This is a genomic window from Streptomyces sp. R302 (assembly GCF_012927245.1).
Lineage (GTDB): Bacteria > Actinomycetota > Actinomycetes > Streptomycetales > Streptomycetaceae > Streptomyces.
Genome location: NZ_JABBGE010000005.1, coordinates 594,617 through 620,431 on the forward strand (window position 1 = coordinate 594,617; position 25,815 = coordinate 620,431).

The 25,815-nt window shown below is 64.8% G+C and carries 17 protein-coding genes and 1 pseudogene; 8 read left to right on the forward strand and 10 right to left on the reverse strand.

Annotation, left to right across the window (positions count from 1 at the left end; all coding sequences use genetic code 11):
- Positions 1–2 precede the first annotated feature (2 nt).
- The 3 genes from HHL19_RS18920 (at position 3) to HHL19_RS18930 (ending at position 5,482) form a co-directional block, all read left to right on the forward strand.
- Positions 3–2,090: a hypothetical protein gene (locus tag HHL19_RS18920; protein ID WP_169091206.1), complete on the forward strand. Its 2,088-nt coding sequence runs from the start codon at positions 3–5 to the stop codon at positions 2,088–2,090.
- Positions 2,090–2,797, forward strand: a complete 708-nt coding sequence (locus HHL19_RS18925) for a helix-turn-helix domain containing protein (RefSeq protein WP_169091055.1) — start codon at positions 2,090–2,092, stop codon at positions 2,795–2,797. Before HHL19_RS18920 ends, HHL19_RS18925 begins: the two co-directional genes overlap by 1 nt.
- A gap of 372 nt (positions 2,798–3,169) precedes the next feature.
- Positions 3,170–5,482 (forward strand): DEAD/DEAH box helicase, encoded by a 2,313-nt coding sequence (locus tag HHL19_RS18930; RefSeq protein ID WP_169091057.1) that lies wholly within the window; start codon positions 3,170–3,172, stop codon positions 5,480–5,482.
- Positions 5,483–5,554: 72 nt separating this feature from the next.
- On the opposite strand, the pseudogene HHL19_RS36815 reads toward HHL19_RS18930, so the two are convergent.
- Positions 5,555–5,790: pseudogene (locus HHL19_RS36815) on the reverse strand (hypothetical protein); the annotation flags it as partial.
- 528 nt (positions 5,791–6,318) lie between these two features.
- Positions 6,319–7,161, reverse strand: a complete 843-nt coding sequence (locus HHL19_RS18935) for a hypothetical protein (protein ID WP_169091059.1) — start codon at positions 7,159–7,161, stop codon at positions 6,319–6,321.
- Between the two features lie 426 nt (positions 7,162–7,587).
- On the opposite strand from HHL19_RS18935, the gene HHL19_RS18940 reads away from it, so the two are divergent.
- The 3 genes from HHL19_RS18940 (at position 7,588) to HHL19_RS18950 (ending at position 10,393) form a co-directional block, all read left to right on the forward strand.
- Positions 7,588–7,869, forward strand: a complete 282-nt coding sequence (locus HHL19_RS18940; RefSeq protein WP_169091061.1) for a helix-turn-helix transcriptional regulator — start codon at positions 7,588–7,590, stop codon at positions 7,867–7,869.
- A 138-nt stretch (positions 7,870–8,007) separates the two neighbouring features.
- Positions 8,008–8,868: a DUF6083 domain-containing protein gene (locus tag HHL19_RS18945; RefSeq protein WP_169091063.1), complete on the forward strand. Its 861-nt coding sequence runs from the start codon at positions 8,008–8,010 to the stop codon at positions 8,866–8,868.
- A gap of 55 nt (positions 8,869–8,923) precedes the next feature.
- Positions 8,924–10,393: a UvrD-helicase domain-containing protein gene (locus tag HHL19_RS18950; RefSeq protein ID WP_169091066.1), complete on the forward strand. Its 1,470-nt coding sequence runs from the start codon at positions 8,924–8,926 to the stop codon at positions 10,391–10,393.
- Positions 10,394–11,182: 789 nt separating this feature from the next.
- Here HHL19_RS18950 and HHL19_RS18955 read toward each other — a convergent pair.
- A complete protein-coding gene (locus HHL19_RS18955) occupies positions 11,183–11,383 on the reverse strand; it encodes a hypothetical protein (RefSeq protein ID WP_169091068.1) in 201 nt (66 codons plus the stop codon).
- Positions 11,384–11,605: 222 nt separating this feature from the next.
- Between HHL19_RS18955 and HHL19_RS18960 the strand changes: the two genes are divergently transcribed.
- Positions 11,606–12,178: a DUF6461 domain-containing protein gene (locus HHL19_RS18960; protein WP_169091070.1), complete on the forward strand. Its 573-nt coding sequence runs from the start codon at positions 11,606–11,608 to the stop codon at positions 12,176–12,178.
- Positions 12,179–12,236: 58 nt separating this feature from the next.
- Here HHL19_RS18960 and HHL19_RS18965 read toward each other — a convergent pair whose 3' ends face one another.
- From HHL19_RS18965 to HHL19_RS18995, 7 genes are all read right to left on the reverse strand, one after another.
- Positions 12,237–16,445 carry a hypothetical protein gene (locus HHL19_RS18965; protein WP_169091072.1) on the reverse strand — a complete coding sequence of 1,403 codons (4,209 nt, stop codon included), beginning with the start codon at positions 16,443–16,445 and terminating at the stop codon, positions 12,237–12,239.
- A 295-nt stretch (positions 16,446–16,740) separates the two neighbouring features.
- Complete coding sequence (locus HHL19_RS18970; RefSeq protein ID WP_346768552.1) at positions 16,741–17,910, reverse strand: ABC transporter permease; 1,170 nt, start codon at positions 17,908–17,910, stop codon at positions 16,741–16,743.
- An 83-nt stretch (positions 17,911–17,993) separates the two neighbouring features.
- Complete coding sequence (locus HHL19_RS18975) at positions 17,994–18,704, reverse strand: ABC transporter ATP-binding protein (protein ID WP_169091208.1); 711 nt, start codon at positions 18,702–18,704, stop codon at positions 17,994–17,996.
- Positions 18,704–19,852 (reverse strand): peptidoglycan-binding protein, encoded by a 1,149-nt coding sequence (locus HHL19_RS18980; protein WP_240981671.1) that lies wholly within the window; start codon positions 19,850–19,852, stop codon positions 18,704–18,706. The genes HHL19_RS18975 and HHL19_RS18980 overlap by 1 nt, the downstream gene beginning before the upstream one ends.
- A gap of 155 nt (positions 19,853–20,007) precedes the next feature.
- Complete coding sequence (locus HHL19_RS18985; protein WP_240981672.1) at positions 20,008–20,928, reverse strand: hypothetical protein; 921 nt, start codon at positions 20,926–20,928, stop codon at positions 20,008–20,010.
- Positions 20,929–21,201: 273 nt separating this feature from the next.
- Complete coding sequence (locus tag HHL19_RS18990; protein WP_169091077.1) at positions 21,202–21,672, reverse strand: hypothetical protein; 471 nt, start codon at positions 21,670–21,672, stop codon at positions 21,202–21,204.
- A 1,689-nt stretch (positions 21,673–23,361) separates the two neighbouring features.
- Positions 23,362–24,042, reverse strand: a complete 681-nt coding sequence (locus HHL19_RS18995; RefSeq protein WP_169091079.1) for an HNH endonuclease family protein — start codon at positions 24,040–24,042, stop codon at positions 23,362–23,364.
- A 526-nt stretch (positions 24,043–24,568) separates the two neighbouring features.
- On the opposite strand from HHL19_RS18995, the gene HHL19_RS19000 reads away from it, so the two are divergent.
- The gene (locus HHL19_RS19000; RefSeq protein ID WP_169091081.1) at positions 24,569–24,766 is read left to right on the forward strand and encodes a DUF6207 family protein; all 198 of its coding nucleotides are present in this window, start codon (positions 24,569–24,571) and stop codon (positions 24,764–24,766) included.
- Positions 24,767–25,815: the final 1,049 nt, after the last annotated feature.

A 25,815-nucleotide genomic window follows, 5' to 3' on the forward strand; every position in this document is an offset into this window, starting at 1 on the left:
CGATGGACGCCAAGGCCTATAACGCGACACTCGCCGAACTGCGCAAGGATCGCGACCAGATCAAGAAGGCGGAAGCCGCTCTCGCCTCCCTCGAAGAGGCCCGGGACAAAAAGATCCGCACGCTCGCCGGATACGAGAAGGCCAACGCCGAACGTATCGCTCCCGCAGCCGGCCTGGGGCTGGCCGACATCGCGCGCATCGCCCCGGCCCTCGCACCCCCCGCCCTCCACAGCAGCGAGCCGGCCGCACCCGACGGCCCGACGGACGACAGCCCATCCCCACACGTCCCCTCCGACATCACCCCCACCGGTGCGGCCCCCCGTGCGGCGGCCTCCACCCGTACGCAGCCGCAGAGCCCTGCCCGCGAGGACCGCCAGGACCCCACCCCGCCGCCCGCTTCCGCCCCCGGACAAGACCGTGAACTGCCCGCGATCCCCGACGGACCGCAGGGCGACCGCTGGTTCGCCCACACCCCGAACCTCACCTCCACCCACCCCAACTTCACCCAGCAGGCCCGCTCCACCGTCTTCCTCGACACCACTACCGGCGTCCTGGTCCACCGCGACCAGACTCTGCGCCTGAACCTTCCCGACACCACGGCCGCGACCATCCTCAAGGCCGTCTTCCACGCCATCCCGGAGGGCACCGAGCGGATTTTCATCACCGCCGGAGACCCCTGGCACCACCAGGCCGACCAGCATCCCTTCCTCAAGGACGCCGTCGCCGCCTGGCTCAACGCCCCCATCCCCGGCTGGCGCACCGACACCGGCCGCGGCAAGGACAAGATGGCCGGCCACTTCGTCCACCCCCGCAACCCCGTCGCCCGCTACCAGAGCGACAACGGCCAGTTCCACGTCGAGATCCGCTCGGTGGGGGAATGGTTCGACCCCGAAGGCGCCGACCCCACCACCGTCCGCGACGCGTTCGTCCTGCTGTGGAAAACCCTGCGCGCCCACTGGAACGACGCCGTCCTGATGGGCTCCCCGTCCCAGACCGGCCGCGACCTGTGGACCCGCACCATCCCCACCCGCGGTCAGCACGCCGACGGCTACCCCGTCCTGTCTGAAGAGCTCCGCGTTCTCCTGCACGCGACCGCCGGCCAGGGTCGCACCGAACTCCTCGCCCCACCCGTTGTCCCCGAGCAGCTGCCCGCCCTGGTCGAATACGACCGCACGTTCGCCTACGCCAAGCACACCTGGAAATCACCCGTCGGCACCCCCCGCCGCATTACCAGCCGCACCTTTGCCTCCTGGAGCGAGAAAGAGCAGGCCAAGGCCCTTTACGGCTGCGGCCACTGGCACGTGCGTGTCACCGTCCCCGACACCTGGAACCACGTCGGCCTCCTGCCCGCCCCCGCCCCCGGCGACCGTGCCTGGCACTACCCCGCGACCCCCGGCACTACCTTCACCACCTGGGCCGGCGGCCCCGAAATCCACACCGCGCTGACCAACCCGCTCACCCCCTGGCACATCGAGATCCTCGACGGCCTCCTCTTCGACGACGGCAAACCCCTCGACGACTGGGCCAAGAAACTCAAAGAAGCCTGGGCCACCCTCGCCGCCCAGGCCGACCTCCACGGCGACCCCGCTCAGCGACAGGCCGCCCACCTCGCCTCACGCGCCGTCCGCTCCCTGCTCCTCTACGGCATCGGCTCCTTCGCCCAGCGCCCCCGCACGGTCACCGGCACCACTCCCCGCACCCACGAACGCGATGTCCCCGCCGACGCCGAGATCATCGGCTTCACCGACGAGACCATCACCTGGCAGCGCCCCACCGGCTTCACCCGAGACCCCAACGCCCACCCCGAATGGGCCGCCGCCATCTGGTCCGGCGCCCGCGCCGCCCTGCTCTCCCAGCGCCACCGCGACGACAACACCTACGCCGGCGCCCTGCACACCCCGCCCGGCACCGTCGTCGCCTTCCGCACCGACGCCCTCTACCTCACCACGCCTCAGCCCTGGCCCTACCACGGCCAGCCCGGCGACTACCTCAACAAAGGCCACCTCACCGGCCCCCTCGCCGCCCCCACCACCGAAGAGCAGCTTCTCGCACTGCGCGACGCCGGCCGCACAGCCCTCAAGGAGTCCTGATGCCCTCCAGTGATTCCCAGGCTCCGCAGCTCAACGAAGCCGCCCGCCTTGCCGACGAACTCCAGGCCGCGGGCTTCACCAAGAGCAGCATCGCCCGCATCATCGACCGCGACGCCTCCCTCGTCTCGCAGTTCTACACACGAGGCAAAGGCGCCGCCTTCGTCCCCGCCCTCACTCGCGTGCTCGCTGCCGTCCACACCGCGGGCATCACCGACCCCGACGCCCTCGCCGACATCGCCGCCCCCCACATCACCCGACGCACCACCACCTCTGGCTCCCGGGCCCGCGTCCGCACCAAAGCCGTTCTCATCACCCCCGCCGGAACCGGCACCGGCCGCGCCGGCGCCCAGGCCATCGCCTCCGGCGCCGCACGCCTGCGCCCACTGATCGCCGAAGCCGCCCGCCAGGGCCTCCGTCTCGCCTTCACCATCCGCATGCCCAAGAGCGGCTACACCCTCGCCTCGGGCAGCCGAGCCGACTCACCGGGCATCCGCCGCGACGTCGTCCAACGCGCCGATCACACCGAGGAACGCTCCTACGGATCTGCCGCAACGGGAGGCTTCGACGCCGCCGACTTCGCTCACCGCATCGATGCGGCAGGCGGCGACGTCACAGCCGCCGTTCACAGGTGGCTCCTTGAAACGGGCCGCATCCACCAGGACGCCCACATCACCCACCTCGAAGTACGGACCTGGCGCCGCCGCTGACCCCTCACACCGCAAGAGCGAGCCGGACACCTGAGAGGCCTACACGCTTAGGCGACGCCCGACGCACGCCAGACCACCAGAATCCGGCCGCAGGGGCGCCGCGGCCTTTCCACAACAAGCCAGGTGACCTGCGCATCGCGCCGAAAGCAAACAGTCCGCGCAGCTTTCAGCCACACGGCCGTCGGCGTCAGCAGCCACCTCCCCGAACTACGCCGTCACACCCCCACCGGCTTCACGTCCGCAAGAACCCCACCGGCTCCACCCTCGCCCACCTGACCGAAGCCACCGAATAACCTGGCACCCACCAAGCAGAGAGGGGCCCCAACTAGTCCCCCTGCACCAGCCGGCCGACCCCGTTGGAGCGGTACACACATGCCCGAGATCGAGCTGCGCCCGCACCAGCAGGAAGCCGTCACCGCAGCCGTCAAAGCACTGCGCACCCATTCCCGGGCCACCGTGGTCGCCGCTTGCGGCACGGGAAAGACCTTCATCGCCGCCCGCACCACAGCCCGCCTCACCCCACGCGGCAGGACCCTGGTCCTGCTGCCCACCCTGGACCTGCTGTCCCAGACCGCCCGCTCCTGGCACACCGCAGGCCGCAAAGGCACCACGGTCGCCGTCTGCTCGGCCAGGCAGGCCTCCGACCACACGCCGGTCGGCGACCTGCCCATGACCACCAGCCCTGCCGAACTCGCCGCCCTCACCACCACCGGCGGGGCGGTGACCGTCTACGCCACCTACGCCTCCCTGCCCGCCGTCGTCACCGCCCACCACGCTCACGGCCTTCCTCCCTGGGACCTGCTGGTCGTCGACGAGGCCCACCGCACCGCAGGCCGCCTCGGCAAAGCCTGGGCCGCCGTTCACCACGACGACCAGGTCCCCGCCCACCACCGCCTTTACCTCACTGCCACCCCCCGGGTCTGGGACGCCGACGCAGACGCCGACCGAGACGGGGACGCCGACACCGTCGCCTCCATGGACGACGAAACTCTCTTCGGTCCCGTCGCATACCGCCTCACCCTCTCCGACGCCATCGACCTCGGCCTGCTAGCCGACTACCAGATCCTCGTCCCTGTCATCGACGACACCACCCTGCGCGATTGGCTCGCCACCGGACCCGGCGCCGGCGCCGACGGCCTGCGCCTGGCCGGCCGCCAGGTCGCCGTCCTTAAAGCCATCCACGACCACAAACTCCGCCGCGTCCTCACCTTCCACCACCGCGTCCAAGACGCCCGCGCCTTCGCCACCACCCTCCCCGACACCGCCGCCGCCCTCCCCGGAGAACTACAGCCCCAAGGCCTGTGGTCACAGTGGATCAGCGGCACCCACCCACCGCGCGTGCGCCGCCGCATCCTCCTTGACTACGCCACCCACACCCACCCCGAACAACCCGCCGTCCTGGCCAATGCCCGCGTTCTCGGCGAAGGCATCGACGTCCCCGCCATCGACGCCGTCGTGTTCGCCGACCCCAAGAACAGCCCCGTCGACACCGTCCAAGCCGTCGGCCGCGCCCTGCGCCAACAACCCGGCGCAAGCAAAAGAGCCACCCTGATCGTCCCCGTCTACCTCACCCCTGACGAAAGCCCCGACGACCTCCTCGGCGCTGACGCCTACACCCCCCTATGGCGCACCATCCAAGCCCTGCGCGCCCACGACAGCCGCCTCGAAGCACGCCTCGCCGACCCCCGCACCCACCGCCCCACCCTCACCGGCGAACCCGGCCACTGGCTCCACTTCGACCGTCCCACAGGCGCCGACGAAATCGCCCTCGCCCTCACCCTGCGCGTCCTCAAACCCAAAAGCGCCGAATGGCGCCGCGGCCTCGCCACAGCCCGCCGCTTCCACCGCACCCACCACCACCTCGACGTCCCCCAGACATACGAGGACCTGGCTGGCTACCCCCTGGGCCGCTGGATCACCTGGCAGCGCCACCTCCACAACCAAAACGCCCTCGACCCCGCCCGCACCCACGCCCTCGAACAACTCGACATCGTCTGGAACCCCCGCCAGCAGGCCTGGGACCGAGGCCTCGCCCACGCAGCCGCCTACGCCACCACTCACGGCCACCTCGCCGCCCCTGTCGACCACCACGACCCCGAAACCGGCTTCGCCCTCGGCCGCTGGCTCGCCACCCAACGCAAACGCGCCGCCCAGCTCACCCCGGCCCGCACCCAGGCGCTCGATGACCTCGACCCGCATTGGAACCCTCCCTGGCCCCTGACCTGGCAGCGCATGTACCACACGGCGCGACGCCACGAGCAGAGCGGCCACCCCCTCATCACCGTTCCACGGCACTTCCAGACGGCAAACGGCGAACGCCTGGGGGAGTGGCTCCACGCCCAGCGCACCAATCCGCCCCAGGCTTCGGAGCAACTATGCCTGCTCGCCTGCCTGAACCTGGCAGGGCAGGACCCGGACTCGAACGCTGCTGCGCCCTTGAGACGGTCCTCCGGTGGGCGGGACCGCGCCTTCCAGCAAGGTCTCACCGCACTCAGACAGTTCTATGCCCGGGAAGGACACAGTCGTGTGCCGCAACGACACACAGAGGAACTCCCCTCCGGATCCGTACGCCTCGGCCAGTGGCTCAGCAACATCCGCCGGCGATGGGACCGGCTACCCCTTGAACGCCAGCAAGCACTGATGGCCATGGGCCTTACGCCCCCAGCACCACAGATCATTCCTTAAATCAGTCGAAATCATGGCCCTCCTACCTCCCTCTCGCCACCCACGGGACAGCGCCGTTCGATTGCTGAGCCCTCAGCTGCTTCGCCGCCTCGTCGTCGCGGTGAATGCCTGGTAGTCGGTGATGCGGACGAGTCGCTTGTAGCAGCGGTTGGTTGCGGGGAGGTCGAGGAAGGCCAGGTAATTGCGGGGAGGCGTTCGTAGCGGTGGTTGAGCTGGCGGGAGCCAGTCAGCCGGGACATGGTCGGCTCGATTACCCAACGTCGACGCCCGAGGCGTTCCGATGTCTCGATGCCCTTGCGCGCGATGCGGACGCGGCTCGTTGTGGGGCTGCGCGGCGGTGTACGACGCTCAGCGGGGCGGCCACCCGCCGCAGCGTACGCAGGATGTCAGTACTGGCAGCCCGCGTTGCCGGGCCTCTTCCATACGCGGAATGACAGTGCTGCGTGAAACCTCGTTTACGTGCCAGACACCGCTGCTTTCCACTGTCCTGCCGTCCTCGGGGGCGACGGGACAGGCTGATGCATGGACGGCGAGGCGAACGTGCTGGCCGGAGAAGCGTGTGAGCGTCGCGAGCCGGAACAGGTCGGACGGCAGGGCGGACGCACACGAAGTGCTGGCATCGGCAGACACCACGGCACCCTATGCGGTTGTCCCGCAGCCTGTCGCCGTTGGCGTGCGAGCTGGACAACGGAGTCGAGCGGGCCGGTGTTTCGCATCCTGCCGCACCTGAAGTGTCCTCTTGCCGGGAGAGATCCCAGATTGGACCGCAGTGTCTGCACGCGCGGCACGGTGCCTCCCTCACTGCGGCACGTCCGACCGCGGTCAGCACCTCATGCTCAGAGTCCTGTCCGTACGGGGACAGCCAACTCGGCAGAGGGGGGATCCGGTTTTCCGGGTTCCGGCAGGGTTCTCCGGCGTCCGGTACGTGTGCCTTCCCGCAGGAGGGATGTGTCGGGCCAGTTCCACGCCAGGTCTTCTCCGCCGGCGAACGAGCAGCTCTGCAGCATGCCGGAATCCAGCAGGTCCTGAGCGATGACGAGGAGCCGGTGCAGGGCCATGCCGCACATCCGGGCCAGCGTGTGGCTGTCAGCGGCACCCTTTTGGAGCGAGGGCTGTGTATGGGCCTGGAGCGTCACCATGGCGAGCCGGGCCACGGAATTGGTGTGCCGAAGAGCTGAGCCGGACGACTCCAGCAGAGCCCAGTGCGCCGCCCGGGAGCGAGGGCCGCGTCCGGGAAGGCCGGTGAGGGGATCGTTGAGCTGGGCCTGCATTCCCGGCGGTGTGGGAGCGACGTTGAGGAACCAGCGGGCATCGAGCAGTTCCTGCCACAGTGGTCCGGTATCGCCCAAACTCATGCCACGGATCAGTCCGTGGGGGAGGATGAGGGAGCCGTCGGCGTCGCAGCGCAGCACGCTTTGCAGGGCCAGCAGGCGGGCTTCGGGGGAGGTGTGGAACGGCAGGGAGGCGGCGAGGAGGCTGAGCATGTCCCGGACCAGGGCACGCTCCCTGCCCGGCCTGCTGGTTCTACGGCGGCGCGGCCTCGTCCGGTCGGTGGCAGGCAGGTCGCTGAGGGCGGTGTCCGGCACCACCGAGGTGTGGTGCATCGCGCCGGCGCATGCCGCGCAGGTGTCGGCGAGCCGCCAGACCCGACCTGCTCTCTCGCAGGTCAGTACGAGCAAAAGGGGACCGTCGCAGCCACGGTGACGGGGATGCCAGCGGCATCCGCGTTCATGGCACTGGCAGGTCCGCAGGTACGGGGGAAGGAGCGAGCGCCGGGCGTGCCGGGCGAGGTGCGCGAGCGCTGCTGACCGTGCGGTGAAGCCCTGCGCGAGGTGGGGGCGTGTGGGGCACTGCGCGCAGACGAGGACGGGCCCTTGGGGCTCGGGGTGCAGCTCGACGATCCAGGTTCGCGTCATCCGCAGGTGCGCGGCACGCACTGTCACAGCGGTGAACTCCTTCCAACGGCTCGTACCTGCTGCCGGGCAAGGTGGTGAGCCCGGACGGCGGCACACGGTAGTGCACCCAGGGCGGCTCGCCGAAGATCACGCAAAATAGGGCAGAGGTCTGCACTGACATGGCGGACGGGCGCCACGTCGGATGAGCAAGTGACGATCTTGCCGCCCGATGCCAACCTCGACGAGCTGCCCCGCGAGCTCGCCCGGCTCAGGCGCGAACACCGCTGGAGCTACGACGACCTAGCCGCGCGAACCGGCCTGTCCAGGCGCACTCTCATCGAGATCGAACAAGGCCGCACCATCGGAACCATCGCCACCTGGCACGCCCTCAGCCACGCCTTCGGCATCCCCCTCGACGGCCTCTTCTCTGTACTCTGCGAAGGCCACACACCCCCGGGCGCCACCCCCGGAAACTCCGGCACCACCCCCTGAACTGACCACCCGAACGAGTCACCAACCCCGCCCACACGTTCGCCAGCCGCGACGTGAGTGCGAACGGGTTGAGCCAACAGAGGGGCATCCGAGCCCGGGACACCACCCTGCGGCGTGTCGCATGGAACCTTTCCGCTCATGCGCCCCCGCCCCGACACCCCCCACCACCGGGACGGCACCTTCCACACCCGCCGCCCGCGACGCACACTGACCGTCGCCCACGACAGCCCCAGCCGCCTCCTGCGCTGCGCCCAATCCGCACGCTGCCCTCGCTGCGGCAACCGCATTGACCGGCACACCACCACCGGCCCGCGGCCGGTGAGTCTGCACCCCGGTGAACTGCCCACCGAGCTCGTTCCCGCCGACTACCGCTGGCACCTCGCCTCCGGCGTCGCCTACCCCGCGGGCGACGGCAGCCCCTGGTGCCGCATCGCCCATCCCGCCGTCTGCCCGGCCGGCACTCACCCGGCCGACCTCCCCGACTCCCTCAACGCCATCAGCCGGAAGCTCGCACTTCACACAAGGCACCTCATCGACACCGCAGCCTTCACCACACCACCCAGCCCCCCACCGATTACCCCTGAAGAACCCGCCTGCCGGCCCCAGCGCCCGGTCGTCCAGCTCCTCTACACCCGCTACCTCGCCCCCGTCCCCGTCGAGGACATCCAGTGCGTCGCCCAGACCGTCCGACGCACCCGCTGCGCCACCCCCGTCCTCGCCCCTGGAACCGTCGCGGGCTGCTGGACCCTCATGCCGACCACACCCCACACCCAGAGCTCCCGGAAACTCACCCTGGCCGCCAGGGACATCGCCGTGTACGACCTCACCCACCTCAGCTACCGAGAACAGATCCGCTGGCGCACCCAGCACTGCCCCACCCACGCCGCATCCACCGCGGCGCCCGACCTCGCGCTCGCAGACTGGGAGCCTTTCGACCCCCTTCTCCACCACCCCTTCACCGCCACCCGTCTGCCGACAAACCCCCGCCCCCACCGCTGATCCCGGCACACCACGGCCAGGCCGTACATTGCCGACACCCAGGAGCACATTCGCGTTGTTCACGCCCACCGACGAGCAAGCAGAAGCAGCCGACCACTTCACCGCCGGTCAGCACATGGCCCTCCAAGCCGGAGCCGGCACCGGGAAGACCTCCACCCTCGACCTCCTGGCACGCAGCACCACCCGCCGCGGCCGCTACTTCGCCTACAACCGCGCCATCGCCCGGGAAGCCGCCACCCGCTTCCCGCCCAACGTCACCTGCAGGACCGCCCACTCCCTCGCCTACACAGCTATCGGCCACCGCTACAAACGCCGCCTCGACGCCCCCCGCCGCCCTGCCTGGCAGACCGGCCAGGACCTCGGCATCACCAAACCCGTCCGCGCCGCCGGCCACACCCTCATGCCCACCACCCTCTCCAACACCGTCTTGAAGACTGTGACCCGCTTCTGCCACACCGCAGACACAGAGCTCACCGACCACCACGTCCCGCAACTGCGAGGCCTGGACAGCCCCAAAGCGCACGGCGAGCTCGCCGGCATCGTCATCCCCTACGCCCGCAAAGCGTGGGCAGACCTGCAGAACTTTGACACCGGAGCCGTCCGCTTCGACCCCGATCACTTCCTCAAGATCTGGTCACTCACCAACCCGACGATTCATGCGGACTTCCTCCTCCTCGACGAAGCGCAGGACACCAACCCCGTCGTCGAGCACATCTTCAACAGCCAGCGCCACCACGCCCAGCTCGTCATGGTCGGCGACTCCGCCCAGGCCATTTACCACTGGCGCGGCGCCAAAGACGTCATGACCACCTTCGTCGGAACGCACCTCACCCTCTCCCGCTCCTTCCGCTTCGGCCCCGCCCTCGCCGAAGAGGCCAACCGGTGGCTCACTCTCGCCGACGCCCCCCTGCGGCTCACCGGAAGCACTACCAACCCCACGAGCCTCGGCCCTCTCACCCACCCCGACGCCATCCTGTGCCGCACCAACGTCGGAGCCATGAAGCAGGTCATGATTCATCTGGCAGCAGGCACCCGCGTCGCCCTTGTCGGAGGAGGCGACAGCCTGCGCGCCCTGGCCCTGGCCGCGCGGCAGCTTCAGGACGGGCGTCCCACCAGTCACCCCGAACTCGTCCTCTTCCCCACCTGGGGAGCCGTCCAGGATTACGCCGCCCACGACCCCTCCGGACGCGACCTGCAGCCCCTGGTCGACCTCGTCGACAACCACGGAACCGACGCCATCCTCAACGCAGTGAACCGCCTCAGCGACGAGCCGGATGCCGAGATCACCATCTCGACCACCCACAAGGCCAAGGGACGGGAGTGGCTCCGAGTGAAGATCGCAGACGACTTCCCGCCACCTGCAGACACCGACGAGCAAGACCCGCACGGCCAGCCGATTCCCGAACCTGTTGACTCAGGCGAAGCCCGTCTTGCCTACGTCGCCGTCACTCGCGCCCGCAGGCACCTCGACATTGGGGGGCTCTCCTGGATCGACAGCCACCCCGATGCGCGCCGCGAACCCTGAGCAGAGTGGCATCGCCACTCTGTACGACAGGGTCGTAGAGATCTACCAGGTGGCTGTCGCTCTCGGATCACTCCTGATACGGGCGTGAGAGCTCCACATCGCACACACAGGCGTTAGCTCGTTCGCGTGGCCGGCGACCGGAATGGTCAGGTCGGTCGTCGGTGGGCCGCTACGGTTCAGGTGTAGGGGAAGGGCCGACTGGCCGTTGACCCGCCTCCTGCTTGCGCCCAGCGCTCCTCGAGCTCGGGGCACATTGCTTTCCCCGGCCCCTCGGCACGGTGCCGGTCATGCTGGCGTGGACCCTTTCGCGCACCCCCTCACGCCTGGACCGCGCCGTCGCTTGTTTGGCGGGCCATGAGCGGCTTCGATCGAGCCCTGGAGGTTTCCGAGGGGTTGGGCAGAGGGAACTTGCTGTCCCTTCTGCCAGGGGTGTGCGGCGGGGGACAAGTTGGCTTCGGCTATGGCGCGTATACGGTGTCGTCGCAGCAGGGGTCGATGCGTTACGGGTTCTGATGGGTGATGGCGTCCGTCCAGCATTTCCGTGCGGCTGCGAGCTGTGTGCCGTCGGCGCTGGTGGCGAAGAACGCCCAGCGGCCCGCGGCCAGTGAGCCGCCCTTGCTGTGTGCGTTGGGAATGCCGAGGATGTACCGGTTGCCGGGGGGACGAGCGGCTGCTGCTCGACGTGCGGGCGGTGCGGTGTCGTCGACGGCCTGGTCGATGGGCAGGGAGCCGTTGAGGACTTCCCTCGACCTTGACCTGCACGGTGACCCGCTGTTCGCCGTCGCCGCCCTATGCAGGCCGGGACTGTTTCCCGGCAGTCACGATGGCGATGTGGTCGGCGATGCCGGCCTTGTCCCGATCAGTGTCCATGATCGACATGCAGACGGCCGAGACGGTGACGTCGTCGTCCTGGAAGACGACGGCGGCGGTGGTCGCCGACGCGGCGATTACGAGGGTCCCGGCGAGAGCCCGGAGTACGGTGCGCTTCATTAGCACCGCAATTTCGCGTAGTTGGTCTTGTCCGACGGCCTTGCCGTTCGTCTCCACGTGCAGGGCCGTGCTTGAGCGTGCCGTACGGCGGAAGCAGACCAGGCTGACGAGCACCCGCTGGTGAGGCGGAAGCTGTAAACGGTGGCCACCCTCCACTGGCCACTCGGGCACTCATTCATGGTACCCCGTAAAATACTCCCAACCCCTTCACCTAGGAGAACCATGCCCACCCCCAACGATGGCATCAGCTGGCTTCCCAGACATTTCCCTCACGGCTTTTCAGTAACATTCGCCCGCGAGGTGGAACCTTCAGATCTTCTGATTCGAATGGGCTGTACCGAGGACAGTCTCGAGCCACTTTCACGTGAGGACGCTGAGGAAATTGACATGGACGAGGATGTCCGTGTCATCCGTGCAGGCTTCTGTGATGGCTGGGGGTACGCCCTGCAGAGTTGGGACGCACACATCCTCACAGAGGAGGGGGAACTGATGCAGCGTGTTTCCGAGGGAACCGAAGTCGTTGCGCTCATCAGCACTTCGACTATCCCGTGGTTCGCCTACTGCACAAATGGTGATTTGATTTGCAGTTTCGATCCAGGGACGCCCCGGGGCCGCTACGGTGATGACCCCGACCGATTCCTGCAGGCCATGAGGCAATCCGGCATAGCTGTCGACGAATCATCGGATCGAGACCCCGTAGCGGCCATGCTTGAGATGGCCGAGTCCCTCTTCCATCTCCGTATTCCGATTGACGAGGCCGTCCGAGGCGATCTGCTCTCCGGACGCATCGACTGAAACTGGGCCATTTGGTTTGACTGGTGGGGGCGCTTGCGCCCCCACCAGTCAAATACATCTACGGAAGCTGGCAGATGGTCTGATTGCAGTTTTCGAATCCGGGCGTGCTGACGAAGTATTCATCCTCGTCATGCAGTCGCATTGCCGTGGTGAAGCGCCCCAATTGTCCACCTGCGCCAGTGTTCTGAGTCAGGGGGATGGCGGCACGCCCGCAGACTTCCTTCCAGGAAGGAAGAGGACTGTTCTCGTCATACTTGAGCTTCCAGCGTCCGTTTTCCTTCACGGAATAGAACTGTGCGCACTCGTCACCTGTGACGCTCTGTCCGCCACTCTGCCGAGACTTCGCGAACGGGTACTCGTCGCAAGAAGGCTTGTCTGCAGTACCGTTGGGCTCACCGACCCACGAGTCCGGACACATCTTGGCGCGGTTGGCCTTTGCAGTCGCCTCGTCAGCCTGCCGTGACAGCGGGTGACCAGGGGACTTTCCGGGATGAGTCTCAAGCTTTTCCATCATGAGCCAGTAGAAAGCGGCAGCTGCAGGATATTTTTTGGTATCGATGGGCAGCGTGGGCTTGTAGCTTGAGAACACGCACCCTGGCTTCGTTTCCGGCACCTCTTCTTTACCCATGATTACATCGCAGCGGATATCAAGGCTGCTGTCCGACCATGTGGTGGTCGCTCCCCCCTCAGGGGATATTCCAGTGAGGATGGAGGTGAGCGATACAGTGCCGACGCCGCTTGTACCAGTCCACCAGTGGCCTCGACCTGCTGTCACCGAGTGAGTGTCTCCCGGAGCCCAAGTAGGGGTTCCCAGCCAGGTTACGGCACCACTGTTACACGGGCCAGCGCAGTCCGTTCGCCATTCCAGGCGAATGGTCTTGAGAGCCGGATCGACCTTTACGGGGGTAATGGTGATCCGCTCGTCGATACTCGATTCGTTCTTATAGAGCTGGATCTGCTGATCGACGTTGAACTTAGCCTCCATCCGCATGCCATCCTTGAGGATGACGAACGTAAGAGGCGTGGAGCTCTTCAGGCAGGCCGTGTAACGATCGTAGGTCGTGGCGCCCACCGGGCATGAGTCCCATGCAGCGTCACGGGTTACCTGCAGCGGGGAGGCCATCCGAGTTGCCGGCTGGCTCGACAACACACCGGTCGGCCACGCAAAGTTCATGGGCGGGGTCGGAACGCTCACCATCGGCTGATCTTCAAGGTCCACGTCAGGTGCCGTGAGATCGGGGTCTGGGAAAGAGATGTCGGGCGTTCCCGAGTAATCGCCAGGGACGAAGGCCACTGCATCGAATGCAACATCGGCGTCGCCTGTGCCACTAGCAGAGAGAGTGTCCAGCCGGACTTCAGGGGCCGCACCCTTGAACTGGTATGCACCAATCGAGACCCACCGGTTCTTTCCCTTCTCTCCTTGATGGAGTTGGTTGACCGGAGGCGTCTTCACCCATCCATGAGCCGTCTTGACCTCGTAATAGGCGTCTTGGGTCTGCGCCCCATGATCAGGCAGGTGCACGAATACTTCTGCCGCGCTACTCAGCGTCTGATTCAGCTTCCAGTTGGCCGTGATCTTCAGACGCTGCCCCTTGGCATCATCCTTGCGGGTGTGCCCGAAGTAGAAGTGCCCTCCGAACCCAGCGCCGAGCTGGTGCAGATCGACCTTGGCCGGCCATCTCAGGTAGCAAACCTCGCACCCCGTTTCGCCGTCTCCGAAATCGAGGGTGAAGGTTCCCTTGTTGATCCACGAACTGTTGTCACAACCCGCCCGCACAACCGGGGTGCCCTGAGGAACATCGTCGACAATCAGCGCGCCGGCGGGAAGCCCTGCTGTGCTGCAGTTGGGCGGATAGGCGGTTCCATCCGGCTCCTCGGCCCAGGTGACGGGGAACCGAGTGAAGTCATTGCCACAGGAGTAGTCGCAGTCCGCCTTCCACTGCACAGGCTGGCTCCACCAGCACTTGAAGTCCGTGCGCGTGCAGGGCCCGGTCATACCCGAGTTGCTGGCGCTGTTACTGATCTTGGAAGGATCGCAACTGTTTGCCGTCGTGCAGAACAGAGCCTCGGGCGGCTTGACCTTGGCCCGGTTCTGCTTGGCCGAGCCCGATACGGTGGCGTCACCAGCAGTTCCGTTCCACCAGGCAGCTCGAAATGCCGGAACCATCGTGCCGGGGGACTCCAGGAAAGCCGGCGGGTGGGCTGCGAACCCGAGAACCTTCTCCTGGTACGGCCAGTCTTGGGGATGGGCTGCGTCAGCCGCGTCTTCGTTGCCGAAGCCGTCCTCCATGAACGGTGCACGACCGGCATACCACTCAGGATTGGCCGGGTTGTTGGCCCATCCAACGCCCCAAGGCTCTCCAGACCCCGTGTTCTCGTAGAAGCCAGAGTTGTAGGCCCAGAGCGCGAACGTCCAATTCTCCAGCTTGGCGGGGTTGCCGTTGTTCACCTTCAACCCGGCGCGGCGGGTGGTGTTCCACTTGTCAGCGAGGATCTGAAGACCCGCCGCCACGTTAGCGGTGTAGTCCAAGGCGACTGCGCGCTGGATCTGGTAATCCCAGGCGTTACCGCCCTTGCCGCCCTCGCGGCCAGCCATACGCATGTGATCGGTGACCTGGGTGATTCCGTAACCGCAGTCCGCCTCGGCCCAGTTGATGTCCCAGTCGTTGGCGGAGTCGCCGTCGTAGAGGTCGATCCCGTAGTAGTTACCGATCAGAGGGTTCGCGGTGACACCAGGAACAGCCACACGAGATGCCTGCCACATGTTCGACTCCTGCGCCGTGATGCCGAGCATCACCTGGGCTGGAATCGTGCCACCTCCCTCCAGCTCGGGGACCGGAAAGAGGGTTTGCGGCTGGTAGGCCGGCATCCCAAGGTTCTTCCAGTTGGCAGGTCGGCTGATGTGGTTGTTGAGCACGCCGCGGATCGCTTGGTTCACTGCCCACTCGACCTGGCGAGGCTTGGGCTGCATTGCCTGATTGCGCGGATCATTACGCGGCACAGAACAGGTGCGCTCCGACTCCACAATCTCGTTGCGGTCGCCGATGGAGGACGCCTCGGATCCCACCGCAGCGAGGCTGCTGCGGGCAGAGGTCTCTCCCTCTGTAGCCTTGCTGCCCTTAAGCGCCGGCGTCCGCTCGGCACCCTCTGCGATGTGCGGGCTGGTACGCGCATCGGGATCGATGGTGAAGGCCGCCTTCTGGCCACTACCAAGCACACTCATCGTGACGTCAACGGGGCGGTCCTGGTCGCCGCCGTCGTATCGGATCAGGGCACCCTGCCCATCAGACCAGGCGGTTTCAGTCAGGACAGCACGGGCACCCGTGGTGACCCTTGCATTCTGAGGGGCCTGAGCAAGCCGGCGCACGGTCCGGGGCAACTTCCCGGCGGCAACGGGGCGAGAGTCACCAGTCAGATAGACCGTCCCCGCATTGCTCGTGAGCCCGCTTTCAGTCAGTGGTCCTTCGGCGAGGATCGCGGGACGGGCCGCGGTTCCCTTCGGGTGCGCTATCTGACCAGCCGCGATGCGCTTCGCCCGAGTCTTGCGGGGCTGAGCCGACAGGCCTGACCGGGACGAAGCGACCGGCTGATCAAGAAATACCACCCCGCCATCGGCGTCAGGTGTCAGGCTGTAAGGCGACGAGTCCGTGTTGGTCAGAACTGTCTTGACACCCTGATCGTTGATCTTGACGATCTGGGCACCGGAGGCTCCAACGACGGAACCATCCGTGGTGGGTATCGAAGAGGTTACCTGGCCCTGGACCTGGATGGCTGTCGAAAGCTGACCCGTCGGGGCATCGAGCTTGAACAGCCTGGTGGCAGCTTTGTCCTCACCGCCGGACTGGGTGAGAACAGCTTTTTCTCCTACGCCACAGCCCGGATTGTAGTAGGAAAGAGAGACCTGGATAGGAAGTTTGTTTACCTTTCCGCTCTCAAGCTCCACGACCGCCGCAAACGCGCCACGAGCCATTAGCTTCGGCTCATTGGTAAACGTTCGAGGGGCATACACGACCACAGCATGCTTCCCGGATCCGGTCACGCATGCATTGCCGATCCAAGCATCAGTGTCGAACCCTGGTTCGGACAAGGAGGCGGTTGTGGTCCATGCGTAGCCGCCACTCTCGCGTGCAGTGAGAAGGTGGAAGCCCTGCGCATCGCCGCTGGTGGTCCAGGCTACGTCCTTCGAGCCCTTCCAGTTCTTTCCCAGCACACGGGATCGATCACCAGCAGGAATGTCATGAGGCTTGGGTTTGCCGACCTTCTGCAAGGTGGGCAGTGGAGCTGGGACTTCCCCAGCCCAGGCTGTTGCCTGAAGCATTCCAGCGAACAGCGAGCCGACAGCTGCAGCTGCGACCCCTATTCGACTTCGTCTATTGAACTTCAACATTTTCCCTTCGGGAAGTTCAGCCGTGACGGATTAGTCACGAATCCCCGCTCATTTTTCAAGCACGCTTGATGCGCGGGAAGCCTTGAAGATGGCTGCTCGTCTCGAGGAAAGCAAGCCGAATTAGGTACCTCGCGGGCAGATGCCGTTAAAGAGAGTGCAGCTCTACGGGTTGCACTCAGCGCCGAAGTGCCTCGACAGGAGGAATACGGGAAGCTCGCCAGGCTGGGTAAAGGCCAGCGAGGACTCCAGTCAACAGACCCAGCACAGGAGCCGACATGAGAGTGGCGGGGGAAAGAACGGGCGTCCACTGTTTAGCCACAGCTACAGAGACGACTGCCACACTGCCGATGGAGGTACCAGCAAGTCCGCCCACGAGACCCAATGCCGCAGACTCAGCCAGAAATTGAAGCAAAATGTGAACCCCACGAGCCCCGAGTGCTCTTCGCAGTCCGATCTCAGCCGTGCGCTCCATAACAGCAACCAGTGTTGTATTTGCGATGCCGACTGCACCGATGACCAGACAGACTCCGGCAAGGACCAAGAACAACTGCCCGAGGTCATTTCCTACCGCTGTACGCAGCGACCTGGGGTCCGGCGGAGGTACAGCATTGAAGTACTCAGGATGCTCAGGGCGAAGGGCTATGGCCGCCTGTTCGGCAACCTGCGATGCCGCACCGAGATGAGTTGATATCAGCATCTGGGCGCGAGTGTCTGAAGGAGGCCCCCAAATGGCTTCTGCTGTACTGCGGGGAATTACTACAGACATCAAGATATCCGGTTTGCGATCCACATCCTTAACGATCCCGATCACAGTAAACGGTGTGTCGCCGATAAAAATGGCAGGCATCGTACGCAAGGTGGTAATTCCCAACCGCGCTGCCGTTGCCTGCCCAAGGACAGCTACTTGCTGCCGGTATCGATCGTGGAACTCACCGTAAGGAAGACCTTCCGCGAAGCGTGAGTGTGCCGCATCAAGAACCCCAGACGACGCGGCGATTACCTGAGTTTGAGAATCTGCACCATTAGCCACTCCAATCGGAGCGCCCCGGACCGGCTCGTTGGGCCCCAGCCGAACTCTCCAGTAGACGCCGGCAGCTTCTACACCATTGAGACGACTGACTCGCTTCTCGGCGTCTTCAGGGAATGCCAGCGGAACCCGTGCGGAATCTTGCCCACCCGTATCCTCTACGCTGACTTCCGTTGCTGTCAGCTTATTGAAACGGGTATCAATCTGTGACGCTGCGGTACCCGTCAGCCCGAGCACAGCGATGAATGCACCAACGCCGAGAACTGTCCCCAGAGCAGTCAAGACCGACCGTGCCGGCCGCTGAAGTATCCCCGCCACCGCCTCAGAGAGAAGGTCTCTTAGCGAGAGCCGCGAACGGCCTGCCGATGCTCTACTGGAACGCCGTCCAGAACTCGAGCTCTTCACTTGATCCCCCGATGCCCTACCTGCTCGGTCAAAAAACCGTCCCGAATGGTGATAGTCCGCTGTCCTTGCGCAGCAACGTAAGAATCGTGTGTGATGACCACAACGGTCATACCCTCCTTGTTCAGCCCCTTCAGGAGTTCCAACACGGATTCTGTCGTTTTGGAATCCAAGTTTCCTGTCGGCTCATCACACAACAGCAGGGACGGATTTCCCACTAGCGCCCGAGCGATCGCAACACGCTGGCACTCACCACCGGATAGCTGTGTCGGCAGGGAACGAAGTCGATGTTCCAGGCCAACTCTGCGCAGTACAGCCTCTGCGCGTTTCCTTCGCTCACGGCGGGGAACGCGCTGATAGAGCATGGCCAGCTCCACATTCTCTGTCGCACTTCGGTGCGGCAGCAGGTGGAAGGACTGGAATACGAAGCCGATCCGTTCACTACGTAGGGCCGCACGTCGAGCCTCACTTATGACACCCGTATCGATTTTCTCCAGTAGATAGGTTCCGCAGCTGGGCGAATCCAGGAGGCCGATAATATTTAGTAGCGTCGACTTTCCGGAACCTGAGGGCCCAACTATCGTGACAAAGTCGCCCTCATCGATTCTGAAATCGCACGGATGGAGAGCCTCGACAGCAGGCGGCCCCGGGTAGGTCCGGCTTACTGCCGAGAATTCGATCACGGGACGGCCATGCTTAGGTCCCGCTATCACAATTTTCCAGAAGAATCGGAGGGTTGAACGCCAATGACCACCTGGTCGCCTTGAGAAATGACATCAAGGTCGCTCACCGGGGAAATCTGAACGAACCCATCACCAGTCATTCCAACCCGAACGGCGACACGGTGCTCGAGCTGGGCCCGTCGCACGGTCACGAACATCTGCCCGTCAGCGCCAGCCGATATTGCCGAAGAGGGAACTGCCAGTACCTCATCCCGCGATGAGGCCGCGACGATCGTCAGGCGAACATCAGCACCATTGAATTCTGAGGGAAGCGCTGCGGACGGTTTCACATGCACGGCGTAGGTCTCCCCAGCCTGGCCAGATTCGCCGGATTGAGGCTTCGTAGGCGCCTGAGCGACAGAGGAAACCTTCCCCTTAGCTTGCTTTCCTGAAGCTTCAGAAAGAATTTCAACATCCTGTCCCGGACGAATGAGGCCCTTCTCGTAGGCAGCGACGCTAGCGTCAATCGTGAGTGAACCTGTTGTGACCGAGAGTAGGACACCATTCGGTTCGCTACCTACTGTCGCCTTTACGTCCCCCACCCGAACCGACGGAGCATCGACAAACGAAATTTCCGCCAATGGGAAAACCGAAACAGTTTCACTTCCCAGTACCTCTGCCTTACCGTCGGTCTTTGGGACTGACGCACTAGGAGTAGGTGGCTGCACAGCGACCTCAGCAGTAGCCGGCGCGTAGCCCATCGACCGATAAAATCGCTTGGTGGCTCCTTCGGTCCCCTTGCCAAATGTCCCGGAGACGTCTCTGCCCAATGAGTAACCCAGGCCGGCGAGCGCATCCTGGAGCTGCTTTACGTCTCGCCCTTTCGCCCCGGGCATAAGGTCACGATAGGCAGGGATGGGCCCCTTCATCAGGAAGATGGGCCGCCCCGATACCTCAACCATCGCATGGCCGTAGCTGATTTTCTGTCCAGCTTTTACCATCACATCGGTTACTACGGAGCGACCAGCCTCCTTAGGCGCACCGCTGCTAGTGATATCGAAGCTCTGCGAAGGCGTCACCTTCCCCCGCGTGACGACGGATTGCGCAAGAACCTTACGGACTACTGGCGCCGTCAAAATATTGGGACGAGGTGGTGCTGTTTCTATAGCGACCTGGGCTGGCGACTTGAGCACCATCGCAGCGCCAGCGCCTGCGCCCGTACAAATGAGGCAGCTCGCAACAACAAAGAACAGTCCACGACGCCTGCGCGCGAGTCCCTGGGGCACAATCGCAGGTTCGGCTGAAGAAACAGCAGGGAATCCAGGCCGGCGACGGTTAGCGGCGTGGCGTGTCACCGTGTTCCCGCCAGAACGTCAGCGGCCTTCTTCACCGCCGCATCCAGAGCGTCTGATTCCTGGTTCAGCTGTTCGGCCTGCTCCTCAATGAGGCGCTTCTGCAGCTCAGTCTCAGCATCAAACCAAACCTTGGCGACGCTCGTAGAGTTCCTGCATTCAATGTCCGAGACCGCCGTGGAGATTTCCTCCGAGGTCACTTCCCGCGAGGAGAATCGAGGGTCATCACTGGCATCAAGCGGCTCCTTGTAGTTGTAGCCCTTCTTCTTCATGCAAGAGGACCAAGCAGCAAATGCCTTAACAACTCGAGCGTCTGCCTTGGATCTGGTGAAGGTTTCCGCGCTGATCTGCTGTGCAGTACTGGTCTGAGCGGCCTCAGCATCAATCATGCGATTTGCCTGACCAATGCATCCACCGTTTGGGACCTTTTTTCCGTTCACTTCCTTGGCGCCCCCGCCCTCCAGCGTCTGGGAGTCAGCTCCACCAGTCAGGCCGTCAAGTGCTCCCGCTTTCATTGCGGCATCGTAGGCATCCTGCTGAGCGGCATCCGGCTTGTACCCCCGTTCCTTGGACAAGGCCATGTCGTGGATCCCGTACCGCCAGTCGACAAAGGTCTTTCCTCCGATTTTTGGAAGGTCAGGTGCAGGCGTCCAGGAGAACCCGAAGGACTTCATGCAGTCCCCAATTATCTGCTTCTTCGCCTGGGAAATCTGGGCGCGAGCAGTATCAGAAGGGAGATAGCCCTGGATGGGGAGCGTCCAGGTTGCAGGGTCCTCTTCATCGAACGGGACCGATTGCCCCGTCGGACGGCTGATGGGGCTGGCGGTGATTGAACTATCTGGGCTTGTACAGCCCACCAATCCGACAAGAGGAACCGCTGAGAGTGCTACCGCAATGATCCGTCCGCTCGAGGTGTTCAACGCTCGCTCCTATTTTCTTTCTTGTACGAGAGTTCCACTCTTACTCGAGACTGGTAACTCTTAATTTCAAACCATTCGCGGCGAGTGAGAAATAGTTAGAGGGGTTGGCGAAGTGGCATCCCGCAACATCTCTGTAGCGTGAATGGGATCCCTTGTATCGCCAACCCCTCCAGACCTTTAATGCTCCCGGGGCTGGAATATTCACCCGACGATCCACCGATGCGATCAGATGAATCTATGGATCGTCAGAGGTGGCGCTCGGGCGGAGGGCTGCTAAGCAGACCGCCAGGCAAACGAAGCATTCTCGTTGTAGGTATTGATCAGCTTGCTCCAGCTATTCTGCCAGCCGATCCAGTCCGCGTTTCCCTTGTATCCGCTGTTGTAGTACACAACTGCGTAATAGGTGGAGTGCTTGTTCTTCGCGGAAGCTGCGTTGTTCTTGATTTCCTGGTTCGCGCCGGCGCCCCAAGGGCAGTATTCCAGCGGCTGGCGGAGATCTCCCTGACTTTGTCCACCAATGGGCTCGTGTGCAAAGTCGTAGACGCTGTACGCGATATTACGCCATGCGCCCGCGTATCCCGAGTTGTAGTAGAGTGCGAACTTGTAGGGAGACTCCGCCTGAGTCTTGCAGGCCTCGTAGCTGTACTGGTTTTCTTGCCCAGTAGACGCCTGGGCGGGTGCCACGCTCGTCATGCTAAGGCCGACGAGCGCAAGAGCGGTAACTACCACTTTTTTGATGTTCACAATTCCCCTCCTTTTGGTTGCGCGGGAGGGTTAATTCAGAAAGCCGTCAGATACGACATGCTGCGGCGCATATAGCGCTCGGCTGCACCCCCGTCTCCCCTGCAAGTGAAATATCCAGAGACCTTGGGGCCCCTTGGTCGTGAATAGTCCACACTCGGGTCAGCAGATTGACGCGAAATCGCAGCATTCCCCTCCCAGGTACGCGCCAATCGGGTGCCGAGGACGGGTGTATTGAATTGCTCACATACGTGCACCGCCCAACGACCTGATCATTAGATCATCACGACTTCTCCACAATATGGACATACCACCCCCTAATCGACTGTCACGGATTGATATCTTTCTTGCCTGTCGTCGCGGAGGAGTCTTTCTTTTTCCGTGGGGATGTGAGCTGGTGCGGTGAGGGTGGAACGCTGTAGATCCGTAGGGTGCCGAGTGGTTAAGGGAGTTGTGTTGCCTCAATCGCGTGAGGCTGGGCAACGGGCCTCGAAATCCGAGGTGTTGGGTCGCTTCCTGAGTTCCAATGGTGCTGTTTCGCATCATTATCCAGTTGCTTGAAGAGGATCCTCCTCTTCTGAACTCGGAAGGTTAGGAGGCTTGTTGGCAGCGGTTGTCATGCAACTGTTGCTTGTTGCAGGCGCTGAGCCTTTCCCCGTGCTGGGGTCCAACGAGGGCGGGACGGCGTCAGCGGGGGGGGGGGGGGGGGGGGGGGGGGGGGGGGGGGGGGGGGGGGGCGACCTGCACCGTACCGGTGGTTCGGTTGGTGCTGCAGCGGATTTCCGCAGGAGGTGCCAGCCTTTGAGAGCGGCCATGGCCTGCTCGCCGAGGTAGAGGATCTTGGCGTGGGTAGTGTTGTGGCGGCGCTTCCACCGCCCGAGGAGTCGGCCGCGCAATGGTCGCGTACGGTCTGCTCGCGCCTTGATGAGCCTTGTCCGTTCAGCATGCGAGGGCTTCGGTGATGCCGTGGTGTCATGCGGCGGTCAGGTCGTGAGCCGAGCCGGGCAGGGCCGGGAGGCCAGCGCGGCCGTCCGACCGGATTGGTGAGGTCCTTCACGTTCATGCCGGGGCGCTTGTGCTTCCCGAAGCAATAGGGGTGTCGGCGGCGACGCAGTCGATCGGCGGCAGGACGCCGTCGAGGGTGACGAACGCCCCTGCCCGGATCGTTTGCATCGCCTCGGCGAGGGGCCGGGCGGGGGAGGCCAGCGCCTGGGCGGTGGACAGCCGCGACCCTGATGCCGAACCCGGCGGCCGGGGGTCGAGGAGAACGCAAGATACGAATCGAACGACGCAGCCGTATTGAACGTGGGGAACGCGTGGACTCTCGTCCATACCGCATCAGCTCTATGGAACGTAGATAAGGCAGCGATGCCGGCACCGTGGTGGCGGCGCTCTTGAACGCCTGACAAGACAACGACTCCACCGCCTGCAATGTTCTCGCCTGCCTCGACCACACGGGCCAGGCCGCACGTCCTTCCCTCCCCCGAATCCACACGGCACTTGCCCAGCCTCTCACCGTGGCGACGACCGTTGGAGTAATGCAGTCGCTAACGACCTGCAGATCGAGCGCCCCTGCCTGACCATCCTGGCGCGCCTGCAAGATCTTCCAGGGCCTGCCCCTACCGGGCAGGAGCAGGTACCACCTGGTCGGTGCGCAGTGCCGCCGGGACAGACCCTGCACACCGATGCAAGCTACGGGGCGGGGGTGTAGTGGACGACGGTGGTCTCGCATGCCTCGGCGTACACCTTCAGTGCGTCGGTCTCGGTCTGGTCCGCGGTGAGGCCCCAGCGGAGCTTGGTGGCGGTCCACTCGCCGATGTAGCGGCACTGGGCGTCCGGGTGCGGCGGCATCCAGGTCGCCGGGTCCTGGTCGGCCTTCTGGCGGTTGGTGCGGGCGGTGACGGCGACCAGCGAGACGGCGGCGTCCTGGTCGTTCGCGTATGCCTCGCGGCGCTTGGCGTCCCAGGTGCTGGCGCCGGAGTCCCAGGCCTCGGCGAGGGGGACCATGTGGTCGATGTCGAGCTTGGCGGGGTCGTTGACCTCCTGGCCGTCGTAGTACGACAGCCACCGGCCGCCGGACAGCTTGCAGCCGGCGGCCACGGCCGGTGACTCGACGGCCTCGGCCTGCAGGACCTCCGCGCGGGTGTTGCACCCGTCGGCCGGGTCGAGGCCGGTGTTCCAGTGCTTGAACTTGTCCCGGGTGTAGCCGGTGCGGGACTCGTCCGCGACCGGGACCAGGTCGACGGCGTCGGCGAGGTTCAGCACCTGCGCCGCGGCCGTCGCCGTGGGGGCAGCGGTGGCCGCGGCGGGGAGGGCGAGAGGGGACAGGACGAGACAGAGCGCGGTCGCACCGCGCACCAGGTTCTTGATCACGACCGCAGGTGTATCGGCGACCAAGTCCCTGACATGCCGCAACCGCGCTTCCTGTCAGCCGTGTGGGGGACGGTAGTTCACCGGAGAAACGCTTTACCGCCCCGCCATGTGGATCATTCAGAACGAACCGCCGAACAATGCCAAGCCGTGACGGCCTGAGCAAGAACCGCATCACCCCACGCCCGGTCTGCCGTCCTAGCCGCGGGAAGGCACCGCCCGCGAATGGAAGCAGGCAGGGAGAGGGCATGAGGACAGACGGACTGGCGTACCGGGGCAGGCACCGACCGCCACAAGGCGACCACGCGTACAAGAAGCACGCCCCGGGCCCGACTCCACGTGCCAGCCCGCCCACCTGCGAGCTCCTGCACGACACTCTGCCCAGGTTCTGGGGGGCACCGGCGTGTCCTGCCCGTATCCGCCTCCATAGGGGCGCACCACAAGGTCAAAGCCGCAGGCCGCACCCCTCGTCCTGGTGATCAGACCGCCCTCCCAGAACCCCCTACCTTCACAGAACGTTCAGGCATGCATGGAAGCCATCGATCCCATCCACCTGACCGAGCCCGGCCTCCTCGTCGTGGACATCACCGCCGCCGATGAGGACACACTGCAGGCTGCCGCCGAACAACTCAACCGGCACTGGACAACCTCAGGCACCCCGAAGGCACGCCGCATTCCCGGCGAGCCAGGCGTGACCGCCAGGCTCTACGCGGACTTGCGCCGCTGACATTCACCCGGCGCGGGCTTCTGCCGGCAGCCGGAATGCAGGATCGGCCGAATCATTCCGCTCTACCCTGACGGTGGGCGCCGTTCATGTCAGGAGAGGGCAGCCCGCGGGGAGGGCGGAGCGAGGTTGTCGGGGGCATGCTGGCATAGGCGATGACTTTGTTGTGGCCAGCTTCCGTGACAGCTTGATCAGGATGGAGCGATGCGATGCTGAGCCCGCGGTTCCTAAGCTCTGATTGTCATGCCGAGCCTTGACCTCCTCGAGTGGATGACCCCCGCACGGCAGCGCGAAGCCCGCCAGCCCGCCAGGAGTTCCGACCCGGCTGACGGCCTCGACCGAGCCGTGATCACCCTCTCCGCGGACACGCGCCCTCAAGATCGAAGGCGTCGATGCGCTGTCGCGCCTTGCGATCGATGGCCAAACCAGAGATCTTCCAAAGAACTGTGAGAGCGGACTGTTCCTACAGCGGCGCTGCGTTCGATTCGCCGCAGCGATAAGGGTCCAGCTCCGGCGTCAAGGCAGGCCTCCATTCCCGGAAGCTGACAAGGCCGCCAACGACAGAGCGGCAATGCCGGATGATGCGCCCTCTGTCAGTCTGCCCAGGGGCAGACTTGGCGGGGGCCGTCGATGACACCTGCGCCGGTAGCGCACAGCGCACGGAAGCAACGGCCGGTGGTGTAGGGGCTGTTGTCAGAGTGCTGCGCTACGGTCATGTCTCCCTGTAGCAGGGGGTGTTTCGTCCCGCCCGGCCTCTACCTCAGGCCGGGCGGGAGCGAGTGGCGCGTGCTCCCTGGTAGTTCTCGGCACGGGAGCCGGCCCCTTCCGGATGGAAGGACGACACCAAGGTGTCCTGACTCCAATTTGGGGGTCTCGCAGGTGGGATTGCAAGGAAAACCGGGAACTTCACCCGCGAAGCGGCGTCGGCGTGCGCGACGTGCACGGGAACGGTCATCCCCGACCGCATGACGCACCTTCCGCGCATCGCAATGTTCCGTAATTCCATGATCACGTGGCGTTAGTGACGCCCGCCGGTACATGCTGATGCTCCT